General features: G+C 37.9%; 24 protein-coding genes. 16 read left to right on the plus strand and 8 right to left on the minus strand.

Going from position 1 to position 21,700, the window contains the following annotated elements; all coding sequences use genetic code 11:
• Positions 1-240 precede the first annotated feature (240 nt).
• The gene (locus tag GJU39_RS01270) at positions 241-1,317 is read right to left on the minus strand and encodes a sensor histidine kinase (protein ID WP_154278879.1); all 1,077 of its coding nucleotides are present in this window, start codon (positions 1,315-1,317) and stop codon (positions 241-243) included.
• Between the two features lie 97 nt (positions 1,318-1,414).
• On the opposite strand from GJU39_RS01270, the gene GJU39_RS01275 reads away from it, so the two are divergent.
• Positions 1,415-1,558, plus strand: coding sequence for a hypothetical protein (locus tag GJU39_RS01275; RefSeq protein ID WP_154278880.1), 144 nt, complete (start codon positions 1,415-1,417; stop codon positions 1,556-1,558).
• A gap of 13 nt (positions 1,559-1,571) precedes the next feature.
• Here the strand turns inward: GJU39_RS01275 and GJU39_RS01280 are convergent, their stop codons facing one another.
• Both GJU39_RS01280 and GJU39_RS01285 read right to left on the minus strand, forming a co-directional pair.
• A complete protein-coding gene (locus GJU39_RS01280; RefSeq protein WP_154278881.1) occupies positions 1,572-2,303 on the minus strand; it encodes a LytR/AlgR family response regulator transcription factor in 732 nt (243 codons plus the stop codon).
• A gap of 126 nt (positions 2,304-2,429) precedes the next feature.
• Entirely contained in the window at positions 2,430-2,675 is a 246-nt protein-coding gene (locus tag GJU39_RS01285; RefSeq protein WP_154278882.1) for a helix-turn-helix domain-containing protein, read from the minus strand.
• Between the two features lie 602 nt (positions 2,676-3,277).
• Here GJU39_RS01285 and GJU39_RS01290 point away from each other — a divergent pair.
• Genes GJU39_RS01290 through GJU39_RS01300 form a run of 3 tightly spaced genes read left to right on the plus strand, consistent with a single transcriptional unit; the run spans position 3,278 to position 8,485 of the window.
• Positions 3,278-3,853 (plus strand): TlpA family protein disulfide reductase, encoded by a 576-nt coding sequence (locus GJU39_RS01290; protein ID WP_154278883.1) that lies wholly within the window; start codon positions 3,278-3,280, stop codon positions 3,851-3,853.
• A gap of 1 nt (position 3,854) precedes the next feature.
• On the plus strand, positions 3,855-7,100 hold the full coding sequence (locus tag GJU39_RS01295) for a SusC/RagA family TonB-linked outer membrane protein (protein ID WP_154278884.1): 3,246 nt from the start codon (positions 3,855-3,857) through the stop codon (positions 7,098-7,100).
• 11 nt (positions 7,101-7,111) lie between these two features.
• Positions 7,112-8,485 (plus strand): RagB/SusD family nutrient uptake outer membrane protein, encoded by a 1,374-nt coding sequence (locus tag GJU39_RS01300; RefSeq protein ID WP_167515627.1) that lies wholly within the window; start codon positions 7,112-7,114, stop codon positions 8,483-8,485.
• Between the two features lie 57 nt (positions 8,486-8,542).
• Here the strand turns inward: GJU39_RS01300 and GJU39_RS01305 are convergent, their stop codons facing one another.
• From GJU39_RS01305 to GJU39_RS01320, 4 genes are all read right to left on the minus strand, one after another.
• Complete coding sequence (locus GJU39_RS01305; protein WP_154278886.1) at positions 8,543-8,929, minus strand: hypothetical protein; 387 nt, start codon at positions 8,927-8,929, stop codon at positions 8,543-8,545.
• Between the two features lie 125 nt (positions 8,930-9,054).
• Positions 9,055-9,492 (minus strand): MauE/DoxX family redox-associated membrane protein, encoded by a 438-nt coding sequence (locus tag GJU39_RS01310; RefSeq protein WP_154278887.1) that lies wholly within the window; start codon positions 9,490-9,492, stop codon positions 9,055-9,057.
• Positions 9,493-9,616: 124 nt separating this feature from the next.
• On the minus strand, positions 9,617-10,192 hold the full coding sequence (locus tag GJU39_RS01315; RefSeq protein ID WP_154278888.1) for a Crp/Fnr family transcriptional regulator: 576 nt from the start codon (positions 10,190-10,192) through the stop codon (positions 9,617-9,619).
• An 87-nt stretch (positions 10,193-10,279) separates the two neighbouring features.
• Positions 10,280-11,398, minus strand: coding sequence for a hypothetical protein (locus tag GJU39_RS01320; protein WP_154278889.1), 1,119 nt, complete (start codon positions 11,396-11,398; stop codon positions 10,280-10,282).
• A gap of 302 nt (positions 11,399-11,700) precedes the next feature.
• Between GJU39_RS01320 and GJU39_RS01325 the strand changes: the two genes are divergently transcribed.
• The 3 genes from GJU39_RS01325 to GJU39_RS01335 all read left to right on the plus strand — a co-directional run bounded on the left by GJU39_RS01325 (position 11,701) and on the right by GJU39_RS01335 (position 14,698).
• On the plus strand, positions 11,701-11,958 hold the full coding sequence (locus GJU39_RS01325; RefSeq protein ID WP_154278890.1) for a MerR family transcriptional regulator: 258 nt from the start codon (positions 11,701-11,703) through the stop codon (positions 11,956-11,958).
• A 401-nt stretch (positions 11,959-12,359) separates the two neighbouring features.
• Positions 12,360-13,220 (plus strand): RteC domain-containing protein, encoded by an 861-nt coding sequence (locus GJU39_RS01330; protein WP_154278891.1) that lies wholly within the window; start codon positions 12,360-12,362, stop codon positions 13,218-13,220.
• 512 nt (positions 13,221-13,732) lie between these two features.
• Positions 13,733-14,698, plus strand: a complete 966-nt coding sequence (locus tag GJU39_RS01335) for a toprim domain-containing protein (RefSeq protein ID WP_154278892.1) — start codon at positions 13,733-13,735, stop codon at positions 14,696-14,698.
• Positions 14,699-14,890: 192 nt separating this feature from the next.
• Here GJU39_RS01335 and GJU39_RS24250 read toward each other — a convergent pair whose 3' ends face one another.
• Entirely contained in the window at positions 14,891-15,097 is a 207-nt protein-coding gene (locus tag GJU39_RS24250) for a DUF6965 family protein (RefSeq protein WP_379102844.1), read from the minus strand.
• Between the two features lie 263 nt (positions 15,098-15,360).
• Between GJU39_RS24250 and GJU39_RS01340 the strand changes: the two genes are divergently transcribed.
• Genes GJU39_RS01340 through GJU39_RS01380 form a run of 9 tightly spaced genes read left to right on the plus strand, consistent with a single transcriptional unit; the run spans position 15,361 to position 21,699 of the window.
• Entirely contained in the window at positions 15,361-15,768 is a 408-nt protein-coding gene (locus GJU39_RS01340) for a plasmid mobilization protein (protein WP_154278893.1), read from the plus strand.
• Between the two features lie 3 nt (positions 15,769-15,771).
• Complete coding sequence (locus GJU39_RS01345) at positions 15,772-16,971, plus strand: relaxase/mobilization nuclease domain-containing protein (RefSeq protein ID WP_154278894.1); 1,200 nt, start codon at positions 15,772-15,774, stop codon at positions 16,969-16,971.
• 12 nt (positions 16,972-16,983) lie between these two features.
• Positions 16,984-17,619, plus strand: a complete 636-nt coding sequence (locus GJU39_RS01350) for a ParA family protein (protein WP_154278895.1) — start codon at positions 16,984-16,986, stop codon at positions 17,617-17,619.
• Positions 17,616-17,996 carry a hypothetical protein gene (locus tag GJU39_RS01355; protein WP_154278896.1) on the plus strand — a complete coding sequence of 127 codons (381 nt, stop codon included), beginning with the start codon at positions 17,616-17,618 and terminating at the stop codon, positions 17,994-17,996. Before GJU39_RS01350 ends, GJU39_RS01355 begins: the two co-directional genes overlap by 4 nt.
• Positions 17,983-18,318, plus strand: coding sequence for a hypothetical protein (locus tag GJU39_RS01360; RefSeq protein WP_154278897.1), 336 nt, complete (start codon positions 17,983-17,985; stop codon positions 18,316-18,318). The genes GJU39_RS01355 and GJU39_RS01360 overlap by 14 nt, the downstream gene beginning before the upstream one ends.
• A 6-nt stretch (positions 18,319-18,324) precedes the next feature.
• Positions 18,325-18,636, plus strand: a complete 312-nt coding sequence (locus GJU39_RS01365) for a DUF4134 family protein (RefSeq protein WP_154278898.1) — start codon at positions 18,325-18,327, stop codon at positions 18,634-18,636.
• 57 nt (positions 18,637-18,693) lie between these two features.
• Positions 18,694-18,981 carry a DUF4134 domain-containing protein gene (locus GJU39_RS01370; protein WP_245227647.1) on the plus strand — a complete coding sequence of 96 codons (288 nt, stop codon included), beginning with the start codon at positions 18,694-18,696 and terminating at the stop codon, positions 18,979-18,981.
• Positions 18,982-18,989: 8 nt separating this feature from the next.
• Positions 18,990-19,280, plus strand: coding sequence for a DUF4133 domain-containing protein (locus tag GJU39_RS01375; RefSeq protein ID WP_245227649.1), 291 nt, complete (start codon positions 18,990-18,992; stop codon positions 19,278-19,280).
• Positions 19,261-21,699, plus strand: coding sequence for a TraG family conjugative transposon ATPase (locus tag GJU39_RS01380; RefSeq protein WP_154278901.1), 2,439 nt, complete (start codon positions 19,261-19,263; stop codon positions 21,697-21,699). The genes GJU39_RS01375 and GJU39_RS01380 overlap by 20 nt, the downstream gene beginning before the upstream one ends.
• Position 21,700 lies beyond the last annotated feature (1 nt).

Here is a 21,700-nt window from a genome sequence, read left to right on the forward strand (position 1 = left end):
GACTAAATTGACCCCGTCTAACCGGAAATAAATTCATTGTAAATACTTGCTTACCTGAATGTTTGTAAATCGGCCAAAAGGGGTCAAATGCATTGGTTTGTCCAGTAGTGCTAAAACCAATAAAATTCTATAAATCAGTGGGATTAATAAAATGTTATAATGTGGTAAAGTAGAATCTCCGATATCTTTTTTTGCATAATCCTCTACTTTAAAATGCCCAGAGCACTATCAAATAATTCGCTAATTCGATAGTGATACGGAAAGACGCAAACTGAAAATACCATTTTCAGAATTGCACTCCAATACTGCATTTTTCCCATATGCCATTTCGAGCCGTTGCCTGGTGTTTTTTAATCCAGTATTCAGGCTTGGTATTTTTTTCGCTTTATTAATGAGATTGGTGGTACGTATCTCAATAGTATTATCAATGTAAGTAACGGAAATTTCTGCGATGTGATTTTTATCAGAGAGCTTGGCATGTTTAAAGACATTTTCCACTAAGGTGATTAATACAAGTGGAATAAATTTGACACGTTTGACGATCGGGTCGTAGGTGAAATTAATAAAACGCTCACTTTCGAATCTTGAAAGCTGTAGCCTAATTAAATTTTCAGTTTGCTCGATTTCTTTTTCTAAGGGAATTGTACTGTCTTCAAACTCACAGTTGACACTATATCTCATCACATCTGACAGGGTCATTAGAAGGTTTGCAGATTTTGGTGAGGTTTTTAATATATCCTGATAAAGATAATTTATTGTATTAAATAATAAATGTGGGTTTATTTGAGCCTTTAGATAAGAATTCTGAGCCTCGTTTAGCCGAATTTCCATGTTCTTATTAGCTATAGAATTATTAAATATTTCTTCTCTGGCCAATTGAGTTTCCCTGACCCCTTTCTGGTATTCTTTAAACAGAAAATAAAAACCGGCATAACCCATAAACTGGAGTGCCCGCCATAATGTTCTAAAGACAAACCTATAATCCATAAATAAATCATCAATCTCATTCCAGGTGGTATGTAGAGTTATCTCAAGATCAAGCACAAAACTTGTTGCAAGGTAAAGAAAAAAGACAATAGTAAGTCCCAATGGAAATCTCCAAATCCAGTTCAGCCCGTTGTTAAACGTTCTTGGGTAGAAAACGTCTCCACATAAATAAAAGAGTAATATGTTGAGCAAATAATGCGTAAAGTAATTTCCTGGTTTACCATAGCCTCCGCTTGCAAGTCCGACAATTAAAATCTCCAATGCGATCAATGCCACCCAGCTGAAGATATGTATTTTATATGGTTTAAGTTTTTTCAAAATATTTTTCATCACGGCAATATTAGTTTCCTACGTAATAATAATTAGCTCCTGCGTAATAACTTGCCCAAAGGAAAGCCTGCAGGGTAGTTTCATAGAAAAATTAATTATGAAACAGCATCAAAAGCAGTTAAAAAAGAAAACGGTATTCTTTTATCGTTCAATGCAAAGGATAGGTTTAGAAAATACCGACCCGACAACCAGTAGTATCACCATTATTTCAAATGGTACACGTTTACATGTTGCTCAATAAGCGTTTTTAAAAATTAAAACCGGCCGGTTTCTATTGTGTTTTCCTCAAAATAATTGATAAGATTCTTCTTGTAATATTCAGTCATCTGGAGCTTATGTCCTGATTTAAAATAAATTAGATTTCCTGTAACTTTATCGATTTTCTTAGCATTGATAACGTGAGATCTGTGGATTCTAAAGAACAGATCGTCTTTGAAAATTTTCTCCACATCTACAAGTGTAAGGTAAACAAGGGGGTCGCCCTTAGTGGTAACCATTTTGACATAATTCCCTGCACCTTCAAAATATATAATATCTTGTTTTTTTACCTTCGTAAGTTTGCCTTTCTCACCGGTCTTGAAAAACACTGCATTCTTCAGGCACTTATGCAGTCTAGGAAGATCCTGTTCTACTACTTCCATTACACTTTGACTGAACTTGGCTTGTTTTATGGGTTTTACCAAATAGTGATTAGCCCGAACATCAAATGCTTTTAACGCATATTTTTCGTATGCACTGGTGAAAATTATACTTTTAGTTTTCGGTTTCAAGGATACTGCTAGTTCCATTCCTGAAATGTCCGGCATTTCGATGTCGAGGAATAAAATGTCAATACGATCTTTTTTGTTGATTTCCGAAAGTGCATGAACTGGATTGTTGTATGTTTTAATCAGTTCAAGATTGGGCATATTGCTTATATAGGTTGATAGTAAGGCAATAGCATGTTTTTCATCATCTACGATGACACATCTTATCTTATTGGTCATAGGTAAAAAAGGGTTTGAGAGTGAGTTTATAAGTAGATTTTTTTGAGTATTTATTTATTCAAATAGTATTTTTTTATATTAATTATCAGACTAACGGATTTGGCGATCAAAAAAGGTAAGAGAGAATCAAAGATCTGTTGTAAATGGTTTCTCAGGGAAAAAATCCTTTATTGAACATCCAAGAACTTCTGCAATTTTGTTGAGATGATTAATGTTGTATTTATCAGGCGTTTTAGGGCTTTCTACATTGCCTATAAATTTACCGCTCAAACCCATTTCTTCAGACAGTTTCTTTTGACCAAATTTTTTCAAATGCCTGATTTCACGGACCTTATCAATAACGTATTGTTCAATTTCTGAAGCTTTACCCATTGAAACGAAGTAAATAAAAACAAAAAAAATGTTAGCCCTGATATAGCAGGGTTTTTGATTTAATTGTTTATATTTGGACATATAAAATAGGTATTAAAGAGTCTTACGGTCGCAATATCTGACGCCGTGACGTAGGACAGCAGGTTAATACCCATATCTATGCGTAGATCTACTATATTTGTATATCGAAATAGATGTGGGAACTGCTGTAAATCCGTGTCACTTAAGGCGTCAGAAACTTTATTGCACCACGGTTGGTAGTTCTCACATTTATTGAACCCAACCCTTAAGACTCGTATAACCAATACGGGTATGAAGCAAAGCATCTTTAGATTAGTTTACGTTTTCCCTTTTACTTTGGTGAAGAGGCACTGCTTTATTCAAAAATCCCGACTTCAAATCAACTTTTTTTTTCTAGCCATTGTCACTTGTCCCTTTGACAGGATGTATGCGCTGAAGCCAAAAAATCCAGTATAGCCTTAATTACTACAACAGGGCGGTCATACAAAAATTAAATTGAGTATTGGTTCGCCCGCCCTGTTATTTCATCCTATTCTAACCAAACAGGAACCAATTAATTAATCAACTAACTATTATTTTTTATGAAAAAAACGACAGTTTTAATCGTTGTGGCTGTGCTTTGCCTTTTTTTTGGAGCGCATGCTCAACAAAAGATGATCAAGCCGAAGCAAACGATGGCAATTAAAGCCTTAACAATTGGAGATAAAATACCAGAAATCTTGTTTACAAAACTGATTAACTCAAAGGATGAGCAGTTTTCTACGACAGCACTTTTTGGAAAAGCAATAATAATTGACTTTTGGGCAACTTGGTGTACAAGTTGTATCTCAGGCTTCCCTCACCTGGAAGAACTTCAGAAAAAGTACCTTAAAAACTTAAAAATCATTCTTGTCGACAATTCGGACCGGGACAACCCTGAGAAAATAAGGGAATTTATTCAAAGGAGAAAAGAAAACGGTTATCAGACTACTATACCGACTGTTTTCAATGAAGCGTCTTTAGATTTATTATTTCCCCATCGCTCGATCCCTCATTACATACTTATTGGACCAGATGGAAGGGTCAAAGCTATAACTGGTAGCGAAGGGATTACTGAACAAAATGTCAAAAGCCTTATGGCAGGCCTTGACCTGGAATTAAAACTTAAGGAGGGATAACATGGAGACTTTAAAAAACGGTAAACCACAATACATTGTGGTTTGGTTTCTAGCCATACTTATGGTATTATTTTCAATCGCATCGGCGTTTGCACAGGATGAAACTGGTGTTAAAGTTTTAACAGGAAGCGTAAGTCTTTCAGAAGGAATAAATCAATCTGTCACTATTCGATCATCAAAAAACGGATCGTTGAGATCGAAGGATTCCGGAGAATTTACTTTCAAGCTTCGGGTCTTGCCTGATACGCTAACCTTCAGCTTATTGGGATTTACCTCGACCAAAAGAATTGTTGAGAAAAACTATAATTTTAATGAATCTCTAACTATCCGGATGGTACCGGATGCAAAGGACCTTGGCTCAGTAGAAATAAATACAGGTTATCAAAAGCTCAAGCCAAATGAAATTAACGGGACGGTATCAATAATCAGCGAAAAAGCGCTAAATGCAACTCAAGGTACTAATATCCTAGATAGGTTAGCAGGTCAAACTTCTGGTTTGCTAGTGAATATTGGGAAAACTTCTCCAAATGCTTCGCTTAACATTTCAGTTAGGGGATTAGGCACCATTAACGGCCCGCTTGACCCCTTGATTGTTCTTGATGGATTTATATATGAGGGTGATGTCAATAACATTAATCCTAACGATATTGAGAACGTATCTATATTAAAGGATGCCTCAGCCGCATCAATATGGGGCGCTCGAGCTGGTAATGGCGTAATTGTAATCACATCTAAAAAGGGTAAGCTTAATCAGAAAATGCAATTGAGTTTTTCAAGCAGTTTGCAAGTGCAGGCCTTGGCAAATCTGATGGAGATTCCGCTAATGACTGCTTCTGATTATATAGACGTCGAAAAATTAATATTTGATGCTGGATTTTTTGATGATCAAATATCAAGATTTCCTTACTTAAGTTTAACGCCTGCAGTAGAGAACTTTTTATCGCTTAAACAAGGAAAGATTAATCAAAGTCAGTCTGATGCATTCTTGGATAAATTAAGAACTCAGGATGTTAGAAAATCCTATCAAGACAATTTTTATACTAACCCTGTAACTCAGCAATATTCACTAAACCTTAAAGGGGGAGGCGAAAATTATAGTTATCTAATGGGGGCAAGTTATGATAACTCTTTATCCGAAAACTATATTAAGAGTGATAAAATTAACTTACACTTATCCAATCAGTTTAAACCGGTTAAAAATCTTACCATATCTACTAATATTTACCTCACCACTGCAACTTTTAAGTCTGGACGGCCCGCTTATGGCACCTTAAATATTGGGCAGAGAAATCCTACTTATTCCATATTTAGCGACGAATCCGGTATCCCATTAACTATCGCCAGGGCTTACCGTAATGCCTATACTGATACTGCCGGTTCGGGTAGATTGTTAGATTGGAAATACTATCCAACTGAAGAATATAAACACAATATTCAAAAAATTAATAGGTCGGAGGTATATGGAAGTGTTGGCGCTAATTATAAAATATTCGAATTCCTAAATGCAGAACTTAATTATCAATTGCAGCGCCAGAATTCCAAGGAGCAGTTTGAATCTGATAAGTACAGTTTTTTTTCGAGAGATATTGTGAACTCATTCAGCCAGTTAAACCGAGCGACTAATCAGATTATTTATCCGGTTCCACTGGGTGGGGTAATGAATTACGGCGATTCAAGGACTCAGTCTAGCACTGGTAGATTTCAGTTGAATCTAGATAAATCTTTCGGTGCCCATGTGATTAGAGCGATAGCGGGGCTTGAGGCGAGGGATGTACAAAATTTAGGATCGAGTTCGGTATTCCACGGTTATAACGGGGATCCGCTAAGTTATTCGAATGTTGACGTGGTAAATTTCTATCCTGATTTTTTAACCGGAAGTAATAAACAAATAGGGAGTAATGGCGCCCTTACCCATACCACTTATCGTTTTATGAGTTTCTATGGGAATGCTTCATATAGCTACCTCGGCCGATACCTCGCATCTGGAAGTGTGAGAAGAGATGGATCGAATATTTTTGGAGCCAATACTAATGATAAATGGAAACCACTTTGGTCTTTGGGATTAGGATGGGTTGCATCCAATGAAAAATTCTATGCTCTCCAATGGCTTCCCGTTCTTCGATTTAATGCAACTTTTGGATATACTGGAAATGTTGATTTGACAAAAACATCTCTCCCGATAGCGGGATATGCAACTAATAACCAGTCAGGACTTCCTTTTACCAGAATTAGTAGTATCAATAATCCTGATTTAAAATGGGAGCAATTATCTCAATTAGATTTGAAAATGTCTTTCGAAACAAGGGGCCGCTGGTTATTTGGTGCAATTTCCTATTTCCTTAAAAAGGGAACAGATTTATATGGATCTGCTCCATATGATTACACAGCTTGGGGCGCAAGGAACGAGCTAACGCGCAATGTTGCTGACATGAAAGGTTATGGTGTTGATGCAGAATTTCATTCGAAAAATATCACTACTAAAGACTTTGAATGGAGTTCTGATTTGTTTTTTAATTTCAACAAAAACAAAACCGTTAAATACTATCGTCCAACTGGGACAGGTCTTTATAGTTTTATCGGAGCAGGAAAAGAAATTATTCCGATCGTAGGGCTACCATTATACGGTATAACTTCATTTAAATTTGGAGGCCTTGATAATGCAGGTAATCCTTTGGGCTATCTTAATGGGCAATTGAGTAAAGATTATTCTGCTATTTTAAGAGAGGGAAGTACAACAGGCAATAATTTAATCTTCAATGGTGTTTCAAGCCCTGCCGTTTATGGTTCCCTGATTAATAACTTTACCTACGGTCGGATTAGCCTTTCCTTTAATATTAGCTATAGACTTGGATATTACTTTCAAAAGCAGACTATTAATTATTATTCGCTGATTAATTCAGGTATTTCTCACAGTGATTATGCTTTAAGGTGGCAAAAGCCTGGTGATGAATCTCAAACGAATATTCCGTCGTTTTTATATCCGGTTGATGCAAATAGGGATGTGTTTTTTGGAAATTCAGATGTTAATGTGTTAAGGGCAGATAACATTCGCCTTCAATATGTAAATCTTTCCTACAGATTTGAATCGGGGAAATGGAAATTTCCGTTGAGAAATCTTGAGTTTACGGCAGGGATCCAAAATGCTGGTCTTTTATGGACAGCAAATACAGAACATTTGGATCCGGATTATCTCAATTCATTTAATAATACTAAAAATTATGTTTTAAGCCTTAAAGGCAGTTTTTAAAAATAATGATTATGAAAAATATTAGAATTTTAAGGATATTAGGACTGCTTATATTTTGCAGTAGTTTAATGAACTGCAAAAAGTTTTTAGAGGAGAAATCTGATTCTAGACTGGTTGTACCGCAGACTTTAGCGGACATTCAGGGACTTCTCGATGATGCTGGTGTTATGAATTATCCAGTTACGCCCTCATATGGGGAAACCTGTTCGGATGATTATTTTCTTCTTCCCGCTACTCTTAACAAACTTCCCGCTATAACATTGGAGTTTTATTCATGGAAACCGGTTAACCTTAATTTTTCCAACGACTGGTCTAAAAGTTACCTGCCGATTTACAACTCCAATCTTAGCATCGAACTGATAAAAAAGATTCCACGTACTACAGGAAATGCTTTAGAGTGGGACAATGTTAAAGGGTCAGCACTGTTTTTTCGCTCTTTTTACTATTTGGCATTGACTGCACAATATGGCCTTGCCTATGATGAGCAGACTTCGGATAAGGATCTGGGTATTGTTATCCGAGAGACTTCGAATTTTAATGACCTATCGGTCCGCTCGACCGTAAAAACCTGTTACGAGCTCGTGATTCATGACTTGCAAGAGGCGATACAGTTGCTGCCCAATTATCCAAAACACCCATTACGTCCCTCCAAAGCAGCTGCCTATGCTTTATTGGCAAGGGCAGGCCTTTATGTAAGGGATTATAACCTTGGCCTGAAGTATTCGGAACTTGCCATTAAGCTAAAGCCAGAGCTGATGGATTATAATGGAGATACTGACTTGAATGCCTTAACCGCGAATGTCCCAGTTAAAAAATTCAATAGGGAAACTATATTTTATACAGAAATGTTGGGCGGCCTTAATTTACATGCACCAGTATACGCAACCATAGACACCAACCTTTATGCTTCTTATAACATAAATGACCTCCGAAAAACTGCCTTTTTCAGACTTGTAGCGGGTTACCCGGTTTATAAAGGAAGCTACTCTTCTAACGCAAGTACCCTTTTCAGCGGTCTTACTACTAGCGAGCAGTACCTTACCAGAGCTGAATGCAAGGCCTTTCTAGGAGATGTATCGGGCGCAATGAATGATGTCAATTTTTTATTGACGAAACGGTGGAGGAAAACAGTTCCGTTTACGCCCCTTTCTGCTTCTGATAAATCTTCGGCACTTTCAATTGTGCGATTTGAACGTAGAAAGGAGATGTTGATGCGGGGAACTAGATGGGCAGATATTAAACGGCAGAATAAGGAAGGTGCGAACATTACTCCAACCCGGATTGTGAATGGGAAACTAATTCAGTTAGTACCATCTTCCCGCTTTTATGCATTGCCACTACCCGCTGATATTATTGATTTAACAGGAATGCCACAAAATAATTAGTTTAATAGGGTAGTAATGGAAATACATGGCAGGACTGGATGGTCCTGCCTGTATAAGTTAATTGGATTTATTTGTAATATTCATTGATCCGTCTGCCGAGCCGTCAACAAAGTATGTTCCGTGAATAGCATCTAAGTCCGCACTGATATTAAGGGTAGATTTCAAAGTTGGTGTGCTGCCTGTGTTTACATAATTTGCATCCACTTCGATGGTACATGGGCGTTGGTTAACATTATCACAGCTTAATGGCGGTGTTGTAACCCAATTCGTTTCTTGCTCTACATCAGCCTGAGCAGCTGCTAATGGACCATTGTAATAGAAAGTATATCTGGCTCTCTTATCAGATTTTTCTGATGATGATTTAAAAGCAGACATACTCACTACAAGTATTGCGGTAAATGCAAAGGCTAATAAGCCTTTTAAATTAAAGATATTTGTTTTCATGTTTAAGAATGCTTTTTACTTTTGAAAAAGCAAGCGAAAAAGTTCGGTAAGTAAATTATTAAAGTTTAAAATGATATTTAAGCGGACCGTTACTGTTTTTCGCTGCCGGCTTGTTTTTGAATATTTTATGCTCCGGTAACCTCCTTTCTTGTTTTGTTCAAAATTTTGATAGCAATTATATTTAAGGAAAGAAAAAATAGATTAAAGAAAAAATGTGACTTCCATCCGAGCAATTCAAGTACACCGCCACAGATACATGGTGTGCTCCTGAAAAAATGGGAGAGGATTAACACGATGTAAATGGTGAAAATTGTTAATAATGCTACCGAAAATACTAATCCAATCTTTTTTGTGGCTTCAATTAAAAGTAGAACAACAAGAAACAATTCTACAGCAGGAAGCAGGTAAACGAAAATTTCAGAAAATTCTCTATTTGAAAACTGGAGATATAATTCATGTTTAAACTTATCAAATTCTGCAAGTTTCCATAAAGAAGTATAACCCCACAGAATAATGAGCGCATTGGTACAATAGGTCAGCCATATGTTGGTTTTTATTTTCATTTTCTTAATTGATAGACCAAAGTTGAATACAGAAAATTTGTTTCTTAGCTATTGCAGCTTAGAAAATGCGCATTAAATTTTTTTGCAAAACAAATGCAGCTTAGATTGGACCGTATTTTAGATCCTAATCTTTTTTATTTCGAATTGCGCTTAAGGTATTTGGGTGGGTTCCTAGGAACCTGGCAACATCGTTTATTGGTATGATCTGGAAAATTTCTGGTTGTTCTATTAAAAGGTTTTCTAATCTTGTAGGTACATCATGTGCATGTAAATTGAAACCATGATGTAAAAGTTCAGTTAACTGGATCTCGCTTATTTTTGACATGAGCATATGAAACTCAGGGAAGTTTTGGTATAGTGTGTAGATATGTTTATTTGGTATTACCATTAATGCTGAATCAGCAATAGCCTCAACGGTTAGCTCGAAATCGTCGGTGTTTAACTCTTTAAATTTGGGGATTAAGGTATTTTGAAGATGGAGGCGTACCAAACGGTTATCTGGATTTTGCTTACTATCTAAGCTTGTTTTTAGGTTTCCACGTTCTACAAAAGTTAGTGGAAACATCTGGTTGTGTTCTGGGCTTAGCTTAGCGTGTTTCTTGATATCTAGTTGCGCAAGGGCAACATTTAGATAGGCTCTTAGCCCTGGTGAAGTTTGATGAATTTCATCAAGTACTTCAAAGAATTTTTCATGGTTCATGTTTTTAAGCAAATAAACCATTCTGCGAAAAGCTCGTCAAGTGGCTAAAACTGCCACCCCGGGCCACCCCCACATTTAATTAACTATTTAGTAGTAATTTTGAGCTGTGGCGAGCATTTTGCCAAGTTTTTCTATAATCTTTTTAATATCCTCTGGTGCGTGAACATAGTAGGCATTTTTGAAGCTCTTCTCAGATATTTCATCTTTTTCTGTAGTTCCTACATTTGCAATTACATACTCATGAATTTTTTTAGCTTTTTGTTCTGTTATAATTCCGCACTCTACATTTAAGAACACATAGAATGCTAGCTGTTTTACTGAAAGGGATACTTTGTAGTTCGCATTTAGGATCCCGGCGTTGATTAACTCTGAGGTGATAAAGTCAAGTTCTTTTAAGAACTCTAGCTCAGCGTCTAAAAAAATGATGATTTGTTGCTTCATTTTTTTAGAAGGCTTGTCAAATAGCTTTTTTCCAGAAGGTAATAGTTGTTCTAATTCTTTTTTCGTAGATATGATTTGCCTGTACTGTTGCGTAATGCTTCGCTCTTTTAACGAGCTATTTCTGATTTCTTTATAATAGTAGCTCATAAAATCAGGATGGTCAAATCCAACTTTTAACAAAATGTTTTTAACATCCCGATGATCTTTTATGGATTTAAAATTATCGTTGAAATACTTTGCTAATTTTTTTTCATACCGAATTTTGCTAAAAGTTCCTCCACTTTCCATTAAAATGTTTTCTAAGGTATTTGTGAGCTCCTCTTCAGCACCAAGATTTTGAAAAATGGCAATCATTGCTTGTGTGTCCTTCAATTTAATTGTAGCGATTCTTCTTGCCCTTGTTTGAGATATTTTTTGATTAAAATCAAAGTAGGTAGCATGAAAATCGATAAGGTGATCAATTAGCTTTTCAGAGAGTTCAAGCAACCTATTTAGAATAGTTTCCTCAGATTCCCTCAGTTTATCAGCGCTTGTTAACCTCAACTCTATTAATTTTATAAGCCGGACGACACTGTTTTGTTGAAAACGTATAAAGCTTTTTGTGCTTTTTTTTCCATTTGTTGGTGCGTAGCAGTCTATGTTGCTAATGATCCTGTTATATTCATTTTGAAGGTCTTCAATTGGATCTAGATCATTAAAGTCTTCCTCGTTTTTATCAATTATTACACTATAGTAATGCCAGAAATATCCAAGTTCAAATGTCATAGCGGTAATTTTTCTATCAAATTACTGGCTGATAATTTTGAAACCCAAAGTTTTACGCAGATGGGGTTTTTTATTATGCGCAGATAGGTGTTGGCCGTGACGGATAGCTTACCTGCCTGCCTAAGAGAACTATGAAACATATAAAATCTAATCTTCCCAAATAGATATAAACCACTTCATGCGGAGAAAAAGGTAAGGGGGTGGCACTTTCTGCCACCCTTTTGAAACTTGACCAAGATTTAAACTTTTTGTCCATTTGCAACATATAACCATCTATTAATACTCTAAACTATTAACACTTTATGACTAAGATTGATGCTCTTTTTAACACCCTTCAAAAAATCTATTTTATTTTACATCACTATCATCTAAAAAATGCCGCAGGAGAACCGGAACCTGACGACCAACAGTTAAACCGGCAGCAGGTCAAAGAATATCTTGGCATTAGCGAGAGTACTTACAAACGCAAGGTTCGCGAGGGTGCTTTGCATCCGATGAAGCTTCCAGGTGGGGATAATTTTATAAAAGCTTATTGGCAGATGAGTACAAGGAAAGTGTAAGAAAGGGGCGGATTTAGGTCTATCATAAATTTGATTTTTCTAAATAGCCTGTGCGCTTTAGCTCATGATTAAGCCAAATTCTTACTCAGTAGTTCACAATTGGCCCAATTTGGTTCAAAATGTCGCAATAACTATTTCTTGGATTAGGTTTGAAATAGGAGAAGGAAGAATAGCTTTCCTTTTCATGGAAGCCAATAGCTATTACTTTTTGGCAAATGTTTAATCAGAATTTAGGTTATGTCAACTTTATTATTTTGTCACGTATAACAGATAATGTACCCGTGCGAATTTTTTACAGCGAAAGTAATTTTAGTTAAATGTTGGCCTATGTTTAATTTGAGGCTAATCCTGCGCCAATGAGCAGGCTCCATAATGACTGTTTAACTTTTAAATAAAACCCTATGTTAATTACTCAATCTGAACAAATCTATTTGGAGATGACCGCCAAGCTGCATGAAGAAAAAGCAAAACTTATTACTGATGTGCAACGTCTCTCATCGTCTCTTACGATAGTTGAAGGTGCAGTTACCCATTTGCAATCATCGCTTGAGAAGCTCGGCTTTGCCAATGACGCGGAAGAAATCCAGTTTTTTAAGGTTATTAAACCAAAATTTTATAGCTGGAAAATTTTTATTATTGAACAGTATAATGTGTTCTCCAATGTCCCTGTTGACACTTTTGAAAGAATCCGAAGCTATTACACCAAAGAGATTGATTTTTTGCAACGATATTTTGACCAGAACCAATTTTTGTACCAGTATTATCTAAGCGATGAGTGCTCACTTGATAACGATTATTTTCTCAGGCGTAACCGTGAGAGTATCCATGCATTAATTTTCCCTGGAAAATTTGAGACAAAAGGAGACTATATTTTCGCCAAGTTCAGAGCCTATGAGCTCTTGAGAGAATTCCTTTTAGTTAGGATAAGATTGATTTATACTGATCAAGATTCCTCAATTTTTCAGTTCGTTACTAAAAGCTCCAAACTTACGTGGACTGATGACAAGGTTAAGCTGGTGGAACTTGCTTATGGGATTTACTTCATGGGATCTTTGAATGATGGCAAAGCTGATATATCGCAGGTTGTCGATGTTCTCGAACGAACCCTTAATGTGGATTTGGGAGTTGCTTATCGAAAATTTATAGATATCACCAGGCGAAAAAACAAAGGATATACAATTTATTTAGATGGAATGCGGGATGCGATCAATAATCACATCACTGAAAAGCATAGGTTTGGTTCTCGTGGGTCAAAAAAATAAATTTGGCGAAAACCTATTTTTAATGGTTAATTCTTTCGAACCTTTTGAAAGGTGTCAAAAAAAATTAATGCTGAAGCGCATGACAAATGTAGAAATTACAATCTGATAGACCAGTTTCAATTCTAACTAAATTTCAACTACTATTTCCTCTTTTTTGTTCCTCTTTCCTAAGTTTGAATATCCTTTTCCATACTGTTTTGAAGACAAATAAAAATCTCTAACACCTTTTTGAAAGTGTCAATCCCATCATCATTCCATATGCAATTTTGAGCCAACAAAAGAGTTGGTCTTTGACATTTAGGAATGAAACATTATCTCGCTATCCGCGGGAAATTTTGCGAAGCTTTGAGATGACGTCAAAAAGGTGAAAGCGCATTGGCAGACAGTGGTCCGGCTTGTAGAAGCTGACGTGAGTAGTTCCGAAAACATATAATATAGAGGCTCTTCTTTTGAGCTTTAAATTTAAGGGGCGCATGCCCCTTTTTTGTTTACAGATTCTAACTTCAATTCTTATGTCCGAATTTCTTAATGTGAATGAGATCAAGGAAAAAGTTTCCTTACTAAATCTATTGAATAAGCTTGGCTTTGCCGCTCAAAAAGTGTCCGGTAGTGAACATTTTTTTCTTAGCATGCTCAGGGAAGAATACACAGCCTCTCTTTGTGTTAATGATAAGCTTGGGGTTTGGTATGACCACGGCGCCGCCGGGGTATCGGGTATCAAAAGCGGAAGCATTATCGATTTTGGCCTTGCATATTGGTATCCGGCCAGCTTTCCTGAAGTGCTGAAAAAGATTGTTGAGTATGCCGGAGTTCCCCTGGAAAAATCCCACGATATTCCAGCGGTTTATGCAGAGCGAAAAACGGCATTGAAATCGTCCACTTATCAGATCAATTCGATATCTGAAACAATCACTAACCCTGCTATTAATGCCTACCTTAATATGAGGGGAATAGGCTCGGTTGCCGCCGGGCATTTGTATGAACTGCATTATAGTATACTTGATAGTAAAAATAAGTCCAGGAATTATTTTGCGTCCGGGTGGCCAAACGAAAACGGAGGCTGGGAAGTAAGGAATAAATATTTCAAGGGCTGCCTAGGGCATAAGGGAATGAGTTTTCTGCAGGGAGCAGCCAATCGGTTAGCTGTCTTTGAGGGGTTTTATGATTTTATGAGCTGGAAGGTCGAAAATCCAAAAGACCCGGCTTCAACGCTTATATTGAATTCACTTTCATTTCTTCAATCTGCCAAAGCCCGCGCCAAACAGTTTGCCTCAATTGAAATATACTTTGACCACGATCGGGCTGGTATGTTAGGCTCTGAGGAATTTGCTGCAGATGTTGCGGGAAGCGTGGACTGCGCCTTTAAATATGAGGGTTTTAAGGATTATAATGAAAAGCTAACTGCTGGCTTAAGTGCATCAAAAAAATCTTTGGACAAGCCAATGATTTTCAGCGCCGAAAATGGTTTTGGTAGGTGATATATTTCTATATTCAAATATGTTTATAGCGCTATATTAGCTAGTTGTAGTTGTTACTTTATTTGTAGCAATACATATTTTATATTCAAATATCTATATAGCGCTATATTTACCTAGATGTAGATTAATATATCCCAAACAATGCATGTCTCTATGTTCATATATTTGCCTATCAGGATATATGTATATATACTAGTTTGATTCGATAATGAGCTTCATTAGTTTAAGCCTGGCCAACAGAGGCTTATTGATCTTACTTTCAGGGTTAGCTCTGAGGGGTCCAAAATGGCTTTCCAAAAATTGGTCGAAATCCAGGACCTTAGTGGCTTGATTTAAAAATACCGGCATTTCCGGTCTTTGACAATTCTTAAAAAACTCTTCTAGTTCCTGCAACTCCATTTGCCAAAGTTAAACTTAGATATGCTCTTTGTTGGCATCAACATATAAAGAAATTGGTAATTACCTGAATTCTTAGATTTTAATCTTCAAATACTCCTTAGACATATCTAAACCGTTTGGTTTTTTAGTCTGCAAGTTGTGTTTTTGTTGCTCAAAAACCCTTTAACTTGCCCGCTTTTTTCGCCGAAGGTGGCGAGCGGGGGTTAGAAAAAACGTCGCAACTAGTTTTTCTTTTTTAGGAGGATGTTATTTAAACACTTTATATGACTAAGAAAAAAAATGGTAGGCCATTGAAACCTGAAGGTAAGCGATCCAGATTCCTTAAAGCCAGAGTTAATGAAGAAGAATATGCAATTGCTTGTAACCTTTGGACAGAACTTGGCTTAAAGGAAAGTGATTTTCTCCGACAGAAGATTTTAAAACCTTCATCTGTTTCAATTAAAATAAACGCAGGCCACGCTTTAAAAAGTTTAGATGATGTTGGTGCAGAGATAGGAAGGTCAGGAAACAATATCAACCAACTTGCCAGACATGCAAACGCACTGAATAAACAAGGTATGCTATCCAGTGGTATTGTCGAACAATTCAATGGGTTATTTTCAGACTATATTTTTTTGTTTAGGGAGATGGAGAAAAAAACGCGTGAACTGCTCCGGCTCTTGAAAGCTTAAGATATGATCGTTAAGATTCTCTGGAAGTCAAAGACCTTTAAAGCAGTCAGGTACAATACCAACAAAGTAGAAAAAAATAAGGGTGAACTTGTAAAGGTATTTGGCTTTGGGGCATTGGAAGGATTAGCGGAAGTAAAACCGCAGGACTATATTAACTACCTATCTGCAATGGCGGCCAGAAATCCAAGAGTGATAAATTCACAGTTTCATGCGATGATCTCTCCAAAAGGAAGATCCCTAGACAAAAATGAGCTGGTCACCTTAGCTGAAAAATGGCTTCTAGCCATGGGATATGGCGATCAGCCCTATCTTCTCATTTTTCATAAGGATACCCAAAATAACCATATTCATATGGTTTCTTCGAGAGTAGACCGGGAGGGGAATAAGATTTCCGACAGTTTTGAAAATATCCGTGCTTACAGGGTACTTAATAAGCTTACTGGTAAAGATGAAAAGGTTGCCGCAGAAAATGCTTTGGTAAAGGCACTGCAATATCGCTTTACTACACGCCCACAGTTTTTGATGATTCTTGAAAAGCAGGGCTATTCTTTGCATTTAGTGGATGGATCCTACAAGGTTTCAAAGTTTGGCGAACAGGTTGGAAGCATAGACTCATTGAGGGTAGATGAGCGCATATCAAACGGTAGTTCTTCTCAAGAAAGAAAACAACAGTTAAAGAAAATCTTTGAGAAATACAGATCACTCACAAGTGCTGAAGTTTATCTAATTAGGGAAAAGCTTCCCGGTGGTGGACAGGGCAGGTTGCTGGGATATTCATCTGATCTCTGCGATAAACTTTCCTCTTCATTTGGTATTCAGTTTATTTTTCATTTTAAAGATGAAAAACTTCCCTATGGTTATACAGTTTTAGACCATTCCGGAAAAAATGTTTTCAAAGGCAGCGAGATTATGGCTCTTTCCAGATTTATGGAAGTTGGACAATCTGCCATTGATGTCGATATTCCATATGACTATTCAGAACCTGGCGCAGGTGGCAACAGAGATCAATTTGTTCCAAATGAAGAAATGTTATTATCTATTCCGGTAAATGGTGAATTTTTCGAAAGGGATAGTGAACTATCAGGTACTTCATCGATAGGAGATTTTTCTATAGGGTTTGATATATCTGATGACATTGACGATGAGCAGATTCTGGGACGAAACCGAAGAAAGCAAAGGAAAGCCAGAACAAATACACGCTAAAAATAAATGCTTATGGTTATACTAATTGGAAACCAGAAGGGTGGTGCCGGTAAAAGTACCCTCTGTCTGTTACTGGCCTACTATCTTGCCATGATCAAAAAAAAGAAAGTCACCGTACTGGATATGGATTATCAAGCATCGATTTCGGGGAAATTTGAAAAGGCAAAGATACTGGAGAACGATCCCATTTATGAGGTCATTCCCTCTGATCTAAAATATTTTCCTGCACTGCTTGAACTTTTAAACCAGAATCGGGATGAGTTCGTGCTTATTGATCTTCCAGGTAAAATGGATGATGATCTTTTGATTCCCATTATCAGCGCAGCTGAGCTAATCATCTGTCCATTTAATTATGATGAATTTTCTGTTGATAGCACCGTGCTGTTTTCCCTGGTCTGCAGAGAGATCAATAATCTTTCGCCAATGGTATATGTGCCTAACCGGATTAAAACGACTGTAAAGTATGAAACCAAAGAAGAGGTAGACAGGGTGTTGTGCAGGTTTGGCAAAGTCTCGCCCAATATCGCCGATCGCGTGGATTTTCAGCGTGTGGGTACAATTCATATCCCTGCTAACGTGATTCCTGTTTTTATGCCGGCACTGGAATTTATCTACAGCAGCTTTATGCAGAAAGGCAAGAAACCATGAGCAAAATTAAGTCACTTGCCGATCAGCTGAAATCGAAGCTTGAAGAGCAGAAAGAGGAATCGAAAATTTTGTTGGTAAAAACTTCCTCTAGTGCACCCTTTGATAAAAAGGTTGGCTCCAAAGAGATAGTTGTAGATGCTAAACAATTGGATAGCTTTCTCTCATCCCTTCGGGAATATAATATGGATGGGCAGGAGAAAATTCTTATCCGGATAGATAAGCGAACACTGAATCTGCTAAAGCAGCTAAAGACTGCTTGCAACATCGACATGACCCGAGTCATTGTTTTTTCCCTTCATCAATATCTCAAAGCCCACCCTTGGCTAAATCAATACATTTCTCAAACCCTTAAAAATATGACCCATGAGCTGGACTAATTTTCTGATCGTAATTTTTATTGTTTATCTGGTTTATTATTCCTTGAACCTCTTCTTTGACCTTTTTCTCTCACCCAGAACTCCGCAGGGCGAGATTGCAGAAGATGAACTTTTCTTTACCCAGACCTTTACTCCGGAACTTATTACACCGGATGAGAAAATAGAGGAGGTTACTTCTGTGGACGAGGCCTACAAAAAAGAAAAGCCTATTACCTCTATTTCAACAGGTACGGTCGCTTCCAGTGGAGGCATCAGCCTGAAACATCTTTTCGCTCTTGCTAAGGATAACCTAATTGAACATACCAGGGCAATACCTTACTAAATCTTCATGAGGGTTTATTTGTTTTATTTAAGAGCAGCGCTAGCTGCTTTTTTTATGCTCTTCACTTTTTCGAGCAACGCCCAGCCTGGAATCTCAGAATTCTATTCAGCATCTGCTGAGGTAAACCGGTGGTATTTTTCTCTATCCGATCTGGTACTGGTTATTGGTGCAATAGCAGGAATTCTTGGGGGATTAAGGGTTTATGCCAACTGGCAGATGGGCAAGCACCACATCGATGCGCAGGTTATGGGCTGGTTCTTTTCATGCCTCTTTTTATCGCTCATCGGCGTATTCCTGCGTGGACTATTCAGACTGTAACGCAATTTTTTATTCACTTTTTAATATTTTTTTATGACAGGAAAAAGCAAAAAACTTTTGTCATTGGCCACGGTATTAGGTTTAGTGCAGACGGTTACTGCCCAGACTGGCGGCGGAACAACAGGGATCAACGCAGCGACTTCCTCGCTGACCTCTTATGTAGATCCGGTTTCTACACTTACCCTTGCGATTGGTGCCGTGGTTGGTATCATAGGCGGCGTACGTGTTTATATTAAATGGAACTCTGGCGATCAGGACATCAATAAAGAGATCATGGGCTGGGGTGGATCCTGCCTATTTCTGGTTTTGGTGTCGGTAGTGATCAAGGCCTTTTTCGGGGTCTAATTATGAGGATGTATCCAGTTTACAAGGGGCTGCAAAAGCCCCTTGTGTATCGGGGTTTCAAGGGAAAGTTTATTGCCTATGGAATTTCTTCTCTAGGGCTTGGACTGGTAATGGGCGGGATGACCGGAGCAATTGTAAATATGTACATAGGTGGTCTAGTTACAATTCTTTCAATTGCTGCAGGACTCTTTTATACTTTTTCAAAACAGTCATCAGGACTGCATGACAAAACAAGGTCAAAAGGAATTTTTATTCATCATATTCATTTAAGGCGGGGTTATGGGAAAACAGGAATTTAAATTGCCATACGCTGGAATAGAAGAGATGAACGGGCTTGCCATCCTTTATGGTGAGGCAGGGGATTTTTCGGTAATTATCTCGATTGAAAATCCGGTGCTCATCTATTCAGCCGATCCGGCTGCTTACCGGGCTTTTCACCATCTGCTCTTGAACGTTATCAAAATTCTTGAAGAGGGGTATATCCTGCAGAAACAGGATGTATTTGCCAAAAAGACTTTTCAGGTAACATCGCAAAGTGAGCCTTTGCAACAAAAATATGATGAGCATTTCGCAGGCCGGGGATATATAAATCATTCAAGCTATCTGGTTTTGACCAGGCAAGTGAAGCGAAGAGCTATGTATGTTTATGACAAAAAAGCCCTTCTTGATTTCATCTCCAACGTTGCAAAAGTCAGTGAATTGCTAAAGGGTGCATCAGTTTTTTCAAAGGTGTTATCCCGGGGAGAAATCGAACGCTATGTGTCGCGGATGCTTGCCATGGATTTTTCTTCTGAGCATTTTTCGCTAAATAACCTGAAGGCTGGTGAAAGCGAAATTGGTTTGGGAAAAAAGGCTATCCGCTGTATGAGCCTGGTTAATATCGACTCCATCGATATGCCTGAATCCATTGGGCCATACCTAACAGTCAATGATGGTAAAGGCCTTGTTGAATTTCCGATGGATAATCTTTCCTTTTTATCCACGGTTCCGGGAATCTCTAGCCTTGTTTATAACCAATTGATCGAAATTCCTTCGCAAGGCATAACCTTAAGCAAGCTTCAACTTAAGCGAAAGCGCCATTCGGGAGTTCCCGATCCGGCCAATCAGATGTGCGTAGAGGATATAGATCAATTACTGGTAGATGTTGCACGGGAGAATCAGCTACTGGTCAACGCTCATTATTCTATAATAGTTTGTTCTGACGCGACCCAGCTGGATACCAGCTGTAATTTTATCGAAGCTTCGCTATTTGGACAGGGAATCATTCCATCTAAAAATGCATATAACCAGATGGAACTTTTCAGGAGCTGCATGCCCGGCAATGCGGTCGAACTAAAAAAATACGATTGGTTCCTGACTACTTCGGATGCTGCGCTTTGCCTGTTTTATAAAGAAAGACTGATGCGCGATGAGCCGTCCAAATTCTTGATGCGTTTTACAGATAGACGAGGGATTCCAGTTGGCATAGATCCTGCTGATCTTCCAATGGATTCCGGACGGATTACCAACCGCTCAAAGTTTGTTCTGGGGAGCTCAGGAACAGGTAAATCATTCTTCATGAATAGTTTATTGGAGCAATATATGCTTTACAACTATGATGTGGTGATTGTAGATGTAGGCCACTCCTATTCAGGTCTTTGCAGTTATTTCGGTGGAAAGTATTATACCTATACTGAAGGCAATCCCATCACAATGAATCCTTTTCTGATTTCCGAGCCAGAATACAACATAGAGAAAAAGGATTTTTTAAAAACGCTGATCGGACTGCTGTTGAAAGGGGCAGATGGGAATGTTTCACAGATTGAGGATACCGTATTTTCAAATGTGCTTTCCGCCTACTATTCAGATTTCTTTTTAGGGGAAGGTGATTTCGAGCTTTGCTTCGATTCCTTTTACCATTATTCGGTAGCAAAGATTGAAGAAATTAAGCGAAATGAAAAAATCAGTTTTGATCTCGATGAATACAGGTACGTGCTTAAAAAGTTTTGTGTGGGGGGCGAGTACGGCAGGCTACTGAATGAAAGTGCTGATTCTTCTGATTTTACCGAGCGGTTTATTGTCTATGAAATCGACTCCATAAAAGAAAATAGGGTTCTTTTTCCAATTGTAACACTGGTCATTATGGATCTGGTTTTGCAGAAAATGAGGCACCGTTCAGGCCAGCGAAAAGCACTCATAATTGAAGAAGCGTGGAAAGCAATTGCCTCTCCGTTAATGGCAAACTACATTTTATACCTCTATAAAACCATGAGGAAATTTTGGGGAGAACCGATAGTGGTGACCCAGGAACTTGGTGATATAGTCGGGAATGCGGTGATCAAGGACTCAATTCTGGCAAGCTCGGATACCATATGCTTGCTAGACCAGTCTAAGTTCAGAGGCAATTATGATGAGGTGGCCAAACTTTTGGCCCTGAATGATGTGGAACAAAGAAAGATCTTTACCATTAATGCCCTTGATAATAAGGCTGGCAGAGGGAAATTTAAAGAGGTTTACATCAAGCGAGGAAGCACTGGCGAGGTGTATGGGGTAGAGGTGTCGATTTTTCAGTATCTCACTTTCACGACAGAAAAACCGGAAAAGACGGCTGTAGAATCCTACGTAAGCCGATATGGTTCCTACCCGTTAGGCCTCGAGGCCTTCGTTGCAGACATGAAAATCAGCTGTCTTGTGCTGCCTGATTTCGTCAAAAAAGTCAATTCATCTATCACCAGCTAAT

This window comes from Pedobacter petrophilus (assembly GCF_009674725.1).
Classification (GTDB): Bacteria; Bacteroidota; Bacteroidia; order Sphingobacteriales; family Sphingobacteriaceae; genus Pedobacter; species Pedobacter petrophilus.

What these genes read in the sequence shown, in the direction of transcription:
- GJU39_RS01330 (WP_154278891.1), top strand. Translation starts at nt 12,360, where the DNA reads ATGTTAATTACTCAATCTGAACAAATCTATTTGGAGATGACCGCCAAG.
- GJU39_RS01285 (WP_154278882.1), bottom strand. Translation starts at nt 2,675, where the DNA reads ATGGGTAAAGCTTCAGAAATTGAACAATACGTTATTGATAAGGTCCGT.
- GJU39_RS01375 (WP_245227649.1), top strand. Translation starts at nt 18,990, where the DNA reads ATGTATCCAGTTTACAAGGGGCTGCAAAAGCCCCTTGTGTATCGGGGT.
- GJU39_RS01270 (WP_154278879.1), bottom strand. Translation starts at nt 1,317, where the DNA reads ATGAAAAATATTTTGAAAAAACTTAAACCATATAAAATACATATCTTC.
- GJU39_RS01380 (WP_154278901.1), top strand. Translation starts at nt 19,261, where the DNA reads ATGGGAAAACAGGAATTTAAATTGCCATACGCTGGAATAGAAGAGATG.
- GJU39_RS01365 (WP_154278898.1), top strand. Translation starts at nt 18,325, where the DNA reads ATGAGGGTTTATTTGTTTTATTTAAGAGCAGCGCTAGCTGCTTTTTTT.
- GJU39_RS01360 (WP_154278897.1), top strand. Translation starts at nt 17,983, where the DNA reads ATGAGCTGGACTAATTTTCTGATCGTAATTTTTATTGTTTATCTGGTT.
- GJU39_RS01305 (WP_154278886.1), bottom strand. Translation starts at nt 8,929, where the DNA reads ATGAAAACAAATATCTTTAATTTAAAAGGCTTATTAGCCTTTGCATTT.
- GJU39_RS01350 (WP_154278895.1), top strand. Translation starts at nt 16,984, where the DNA reads ATGGTTATACTAATTGGAAACCAGAAGGGTGGTGCCGGTAAAAGTACC.
- GJU39_RS01315 (WP_154278888.1), bottom strand. Translation starts at nt 10,192, where the DNA reads ATGAACCATGAAAAATTCTTTGAAGTACTTGATGAAATTCATCAAACT.
- GJU39_RS01310 (WP_154278887.1), bottom strand. Translation starts at nt 9,492, where the DNA reads ATGAAAATAAAAACCAACATATGGCTGACCTATTGTACCAATGCGCTC.
- GJU39_RS01290 (WP_154278883.1), top strand. Translation starts at nt 3,278, where the DNA reads ATGAAAAAAACGACAGTTTTAATCGTTGTGGCTGTGCTTTGCCTTTTT.
- GJU39_RS01355 (WP_154278896.1), top strand. Translation starts at nt 17,616, where the DNA reads ATGAGCAAAATTAAGTCACTTGCCGATCAGCTGAAATCGAAGCTTGAA.
- GJU39_RS24250 (WP_379102844.1), bottom strand. Translation starts at nt 15,097, where the DNA reads ATGGAGTTGCAGGAACTAGAAGAGTTTTTTAAGAATTGTCAAAGACCG.
- GJU39_RS01335 (WP_154278892.1), top strand. Translation starts at nt 13,733, where the DNA reads ATGTCCGAATTTCTTAATGTGAATGAGATCAAGGAAAAAGTTTCCTTA.
- GJU39_RS01280 (WP_154278881.1), bottom strand. Translation starts at nt 2,303, where the DNA reads ATGACCAATAAGATAAGATGTGTCATCGTAGATGATGAAAAACATGCT.
- GJU39_RS01345 (WP_154278894.1), top strand. Translation starts at nt 15,772, where the DNA reads ATGATCGTTAAGATTCTCTGGAAGTCAAAGACCTTTAAAGCAGTCAGG.
- GJU39_RS01325 (WP_154278890.1), top strand. Translation starts at nt 11,701, where the DNA reads ATGACTAAGATTGATGCTCTTTTTAACACCCTTCAAAAAATCTATTTT.
- GJU39_RS01320 (WP_154278889.1), bottom strand. Translation starts at nt 11,398, where the DNA reads ATGACATTTGAACTTGGATATTTCTGGCATTACTATAGTGTAATAATT.
- GJU39_RS01300 (WP_167515627.1), top strand. Translation starts at nt 7,112, where the DNA reads ATGAAAAATATTAGAATTTTAAGGATATTAGGACTGCTTATATTTTGC.
- GJU39_RS01275 (WP_154278880.1), top strand. Translation starts at nt 1,415, where the DNA reads ATGAAACAGCATCAAAAGCAGTTAAAAAAGAAAACGGTATTCTTTTAT.
- GJU39_RS01295 (WP_154278884.1), top strand. Translation starts at nt 3,855, where the DNA reads ATGGAGACTTTAAAAAACGGTAAACCACAATACATTGTGGTTTGGTTT.
- GJU39_RS01340 (WP_154278893.1), top strand. Translation starts at nt 15,361, where the DNA reads ATGACTAAGAAAAAAAATGGTAGGCCATTGAAACCTGAAGGTAAGCGA.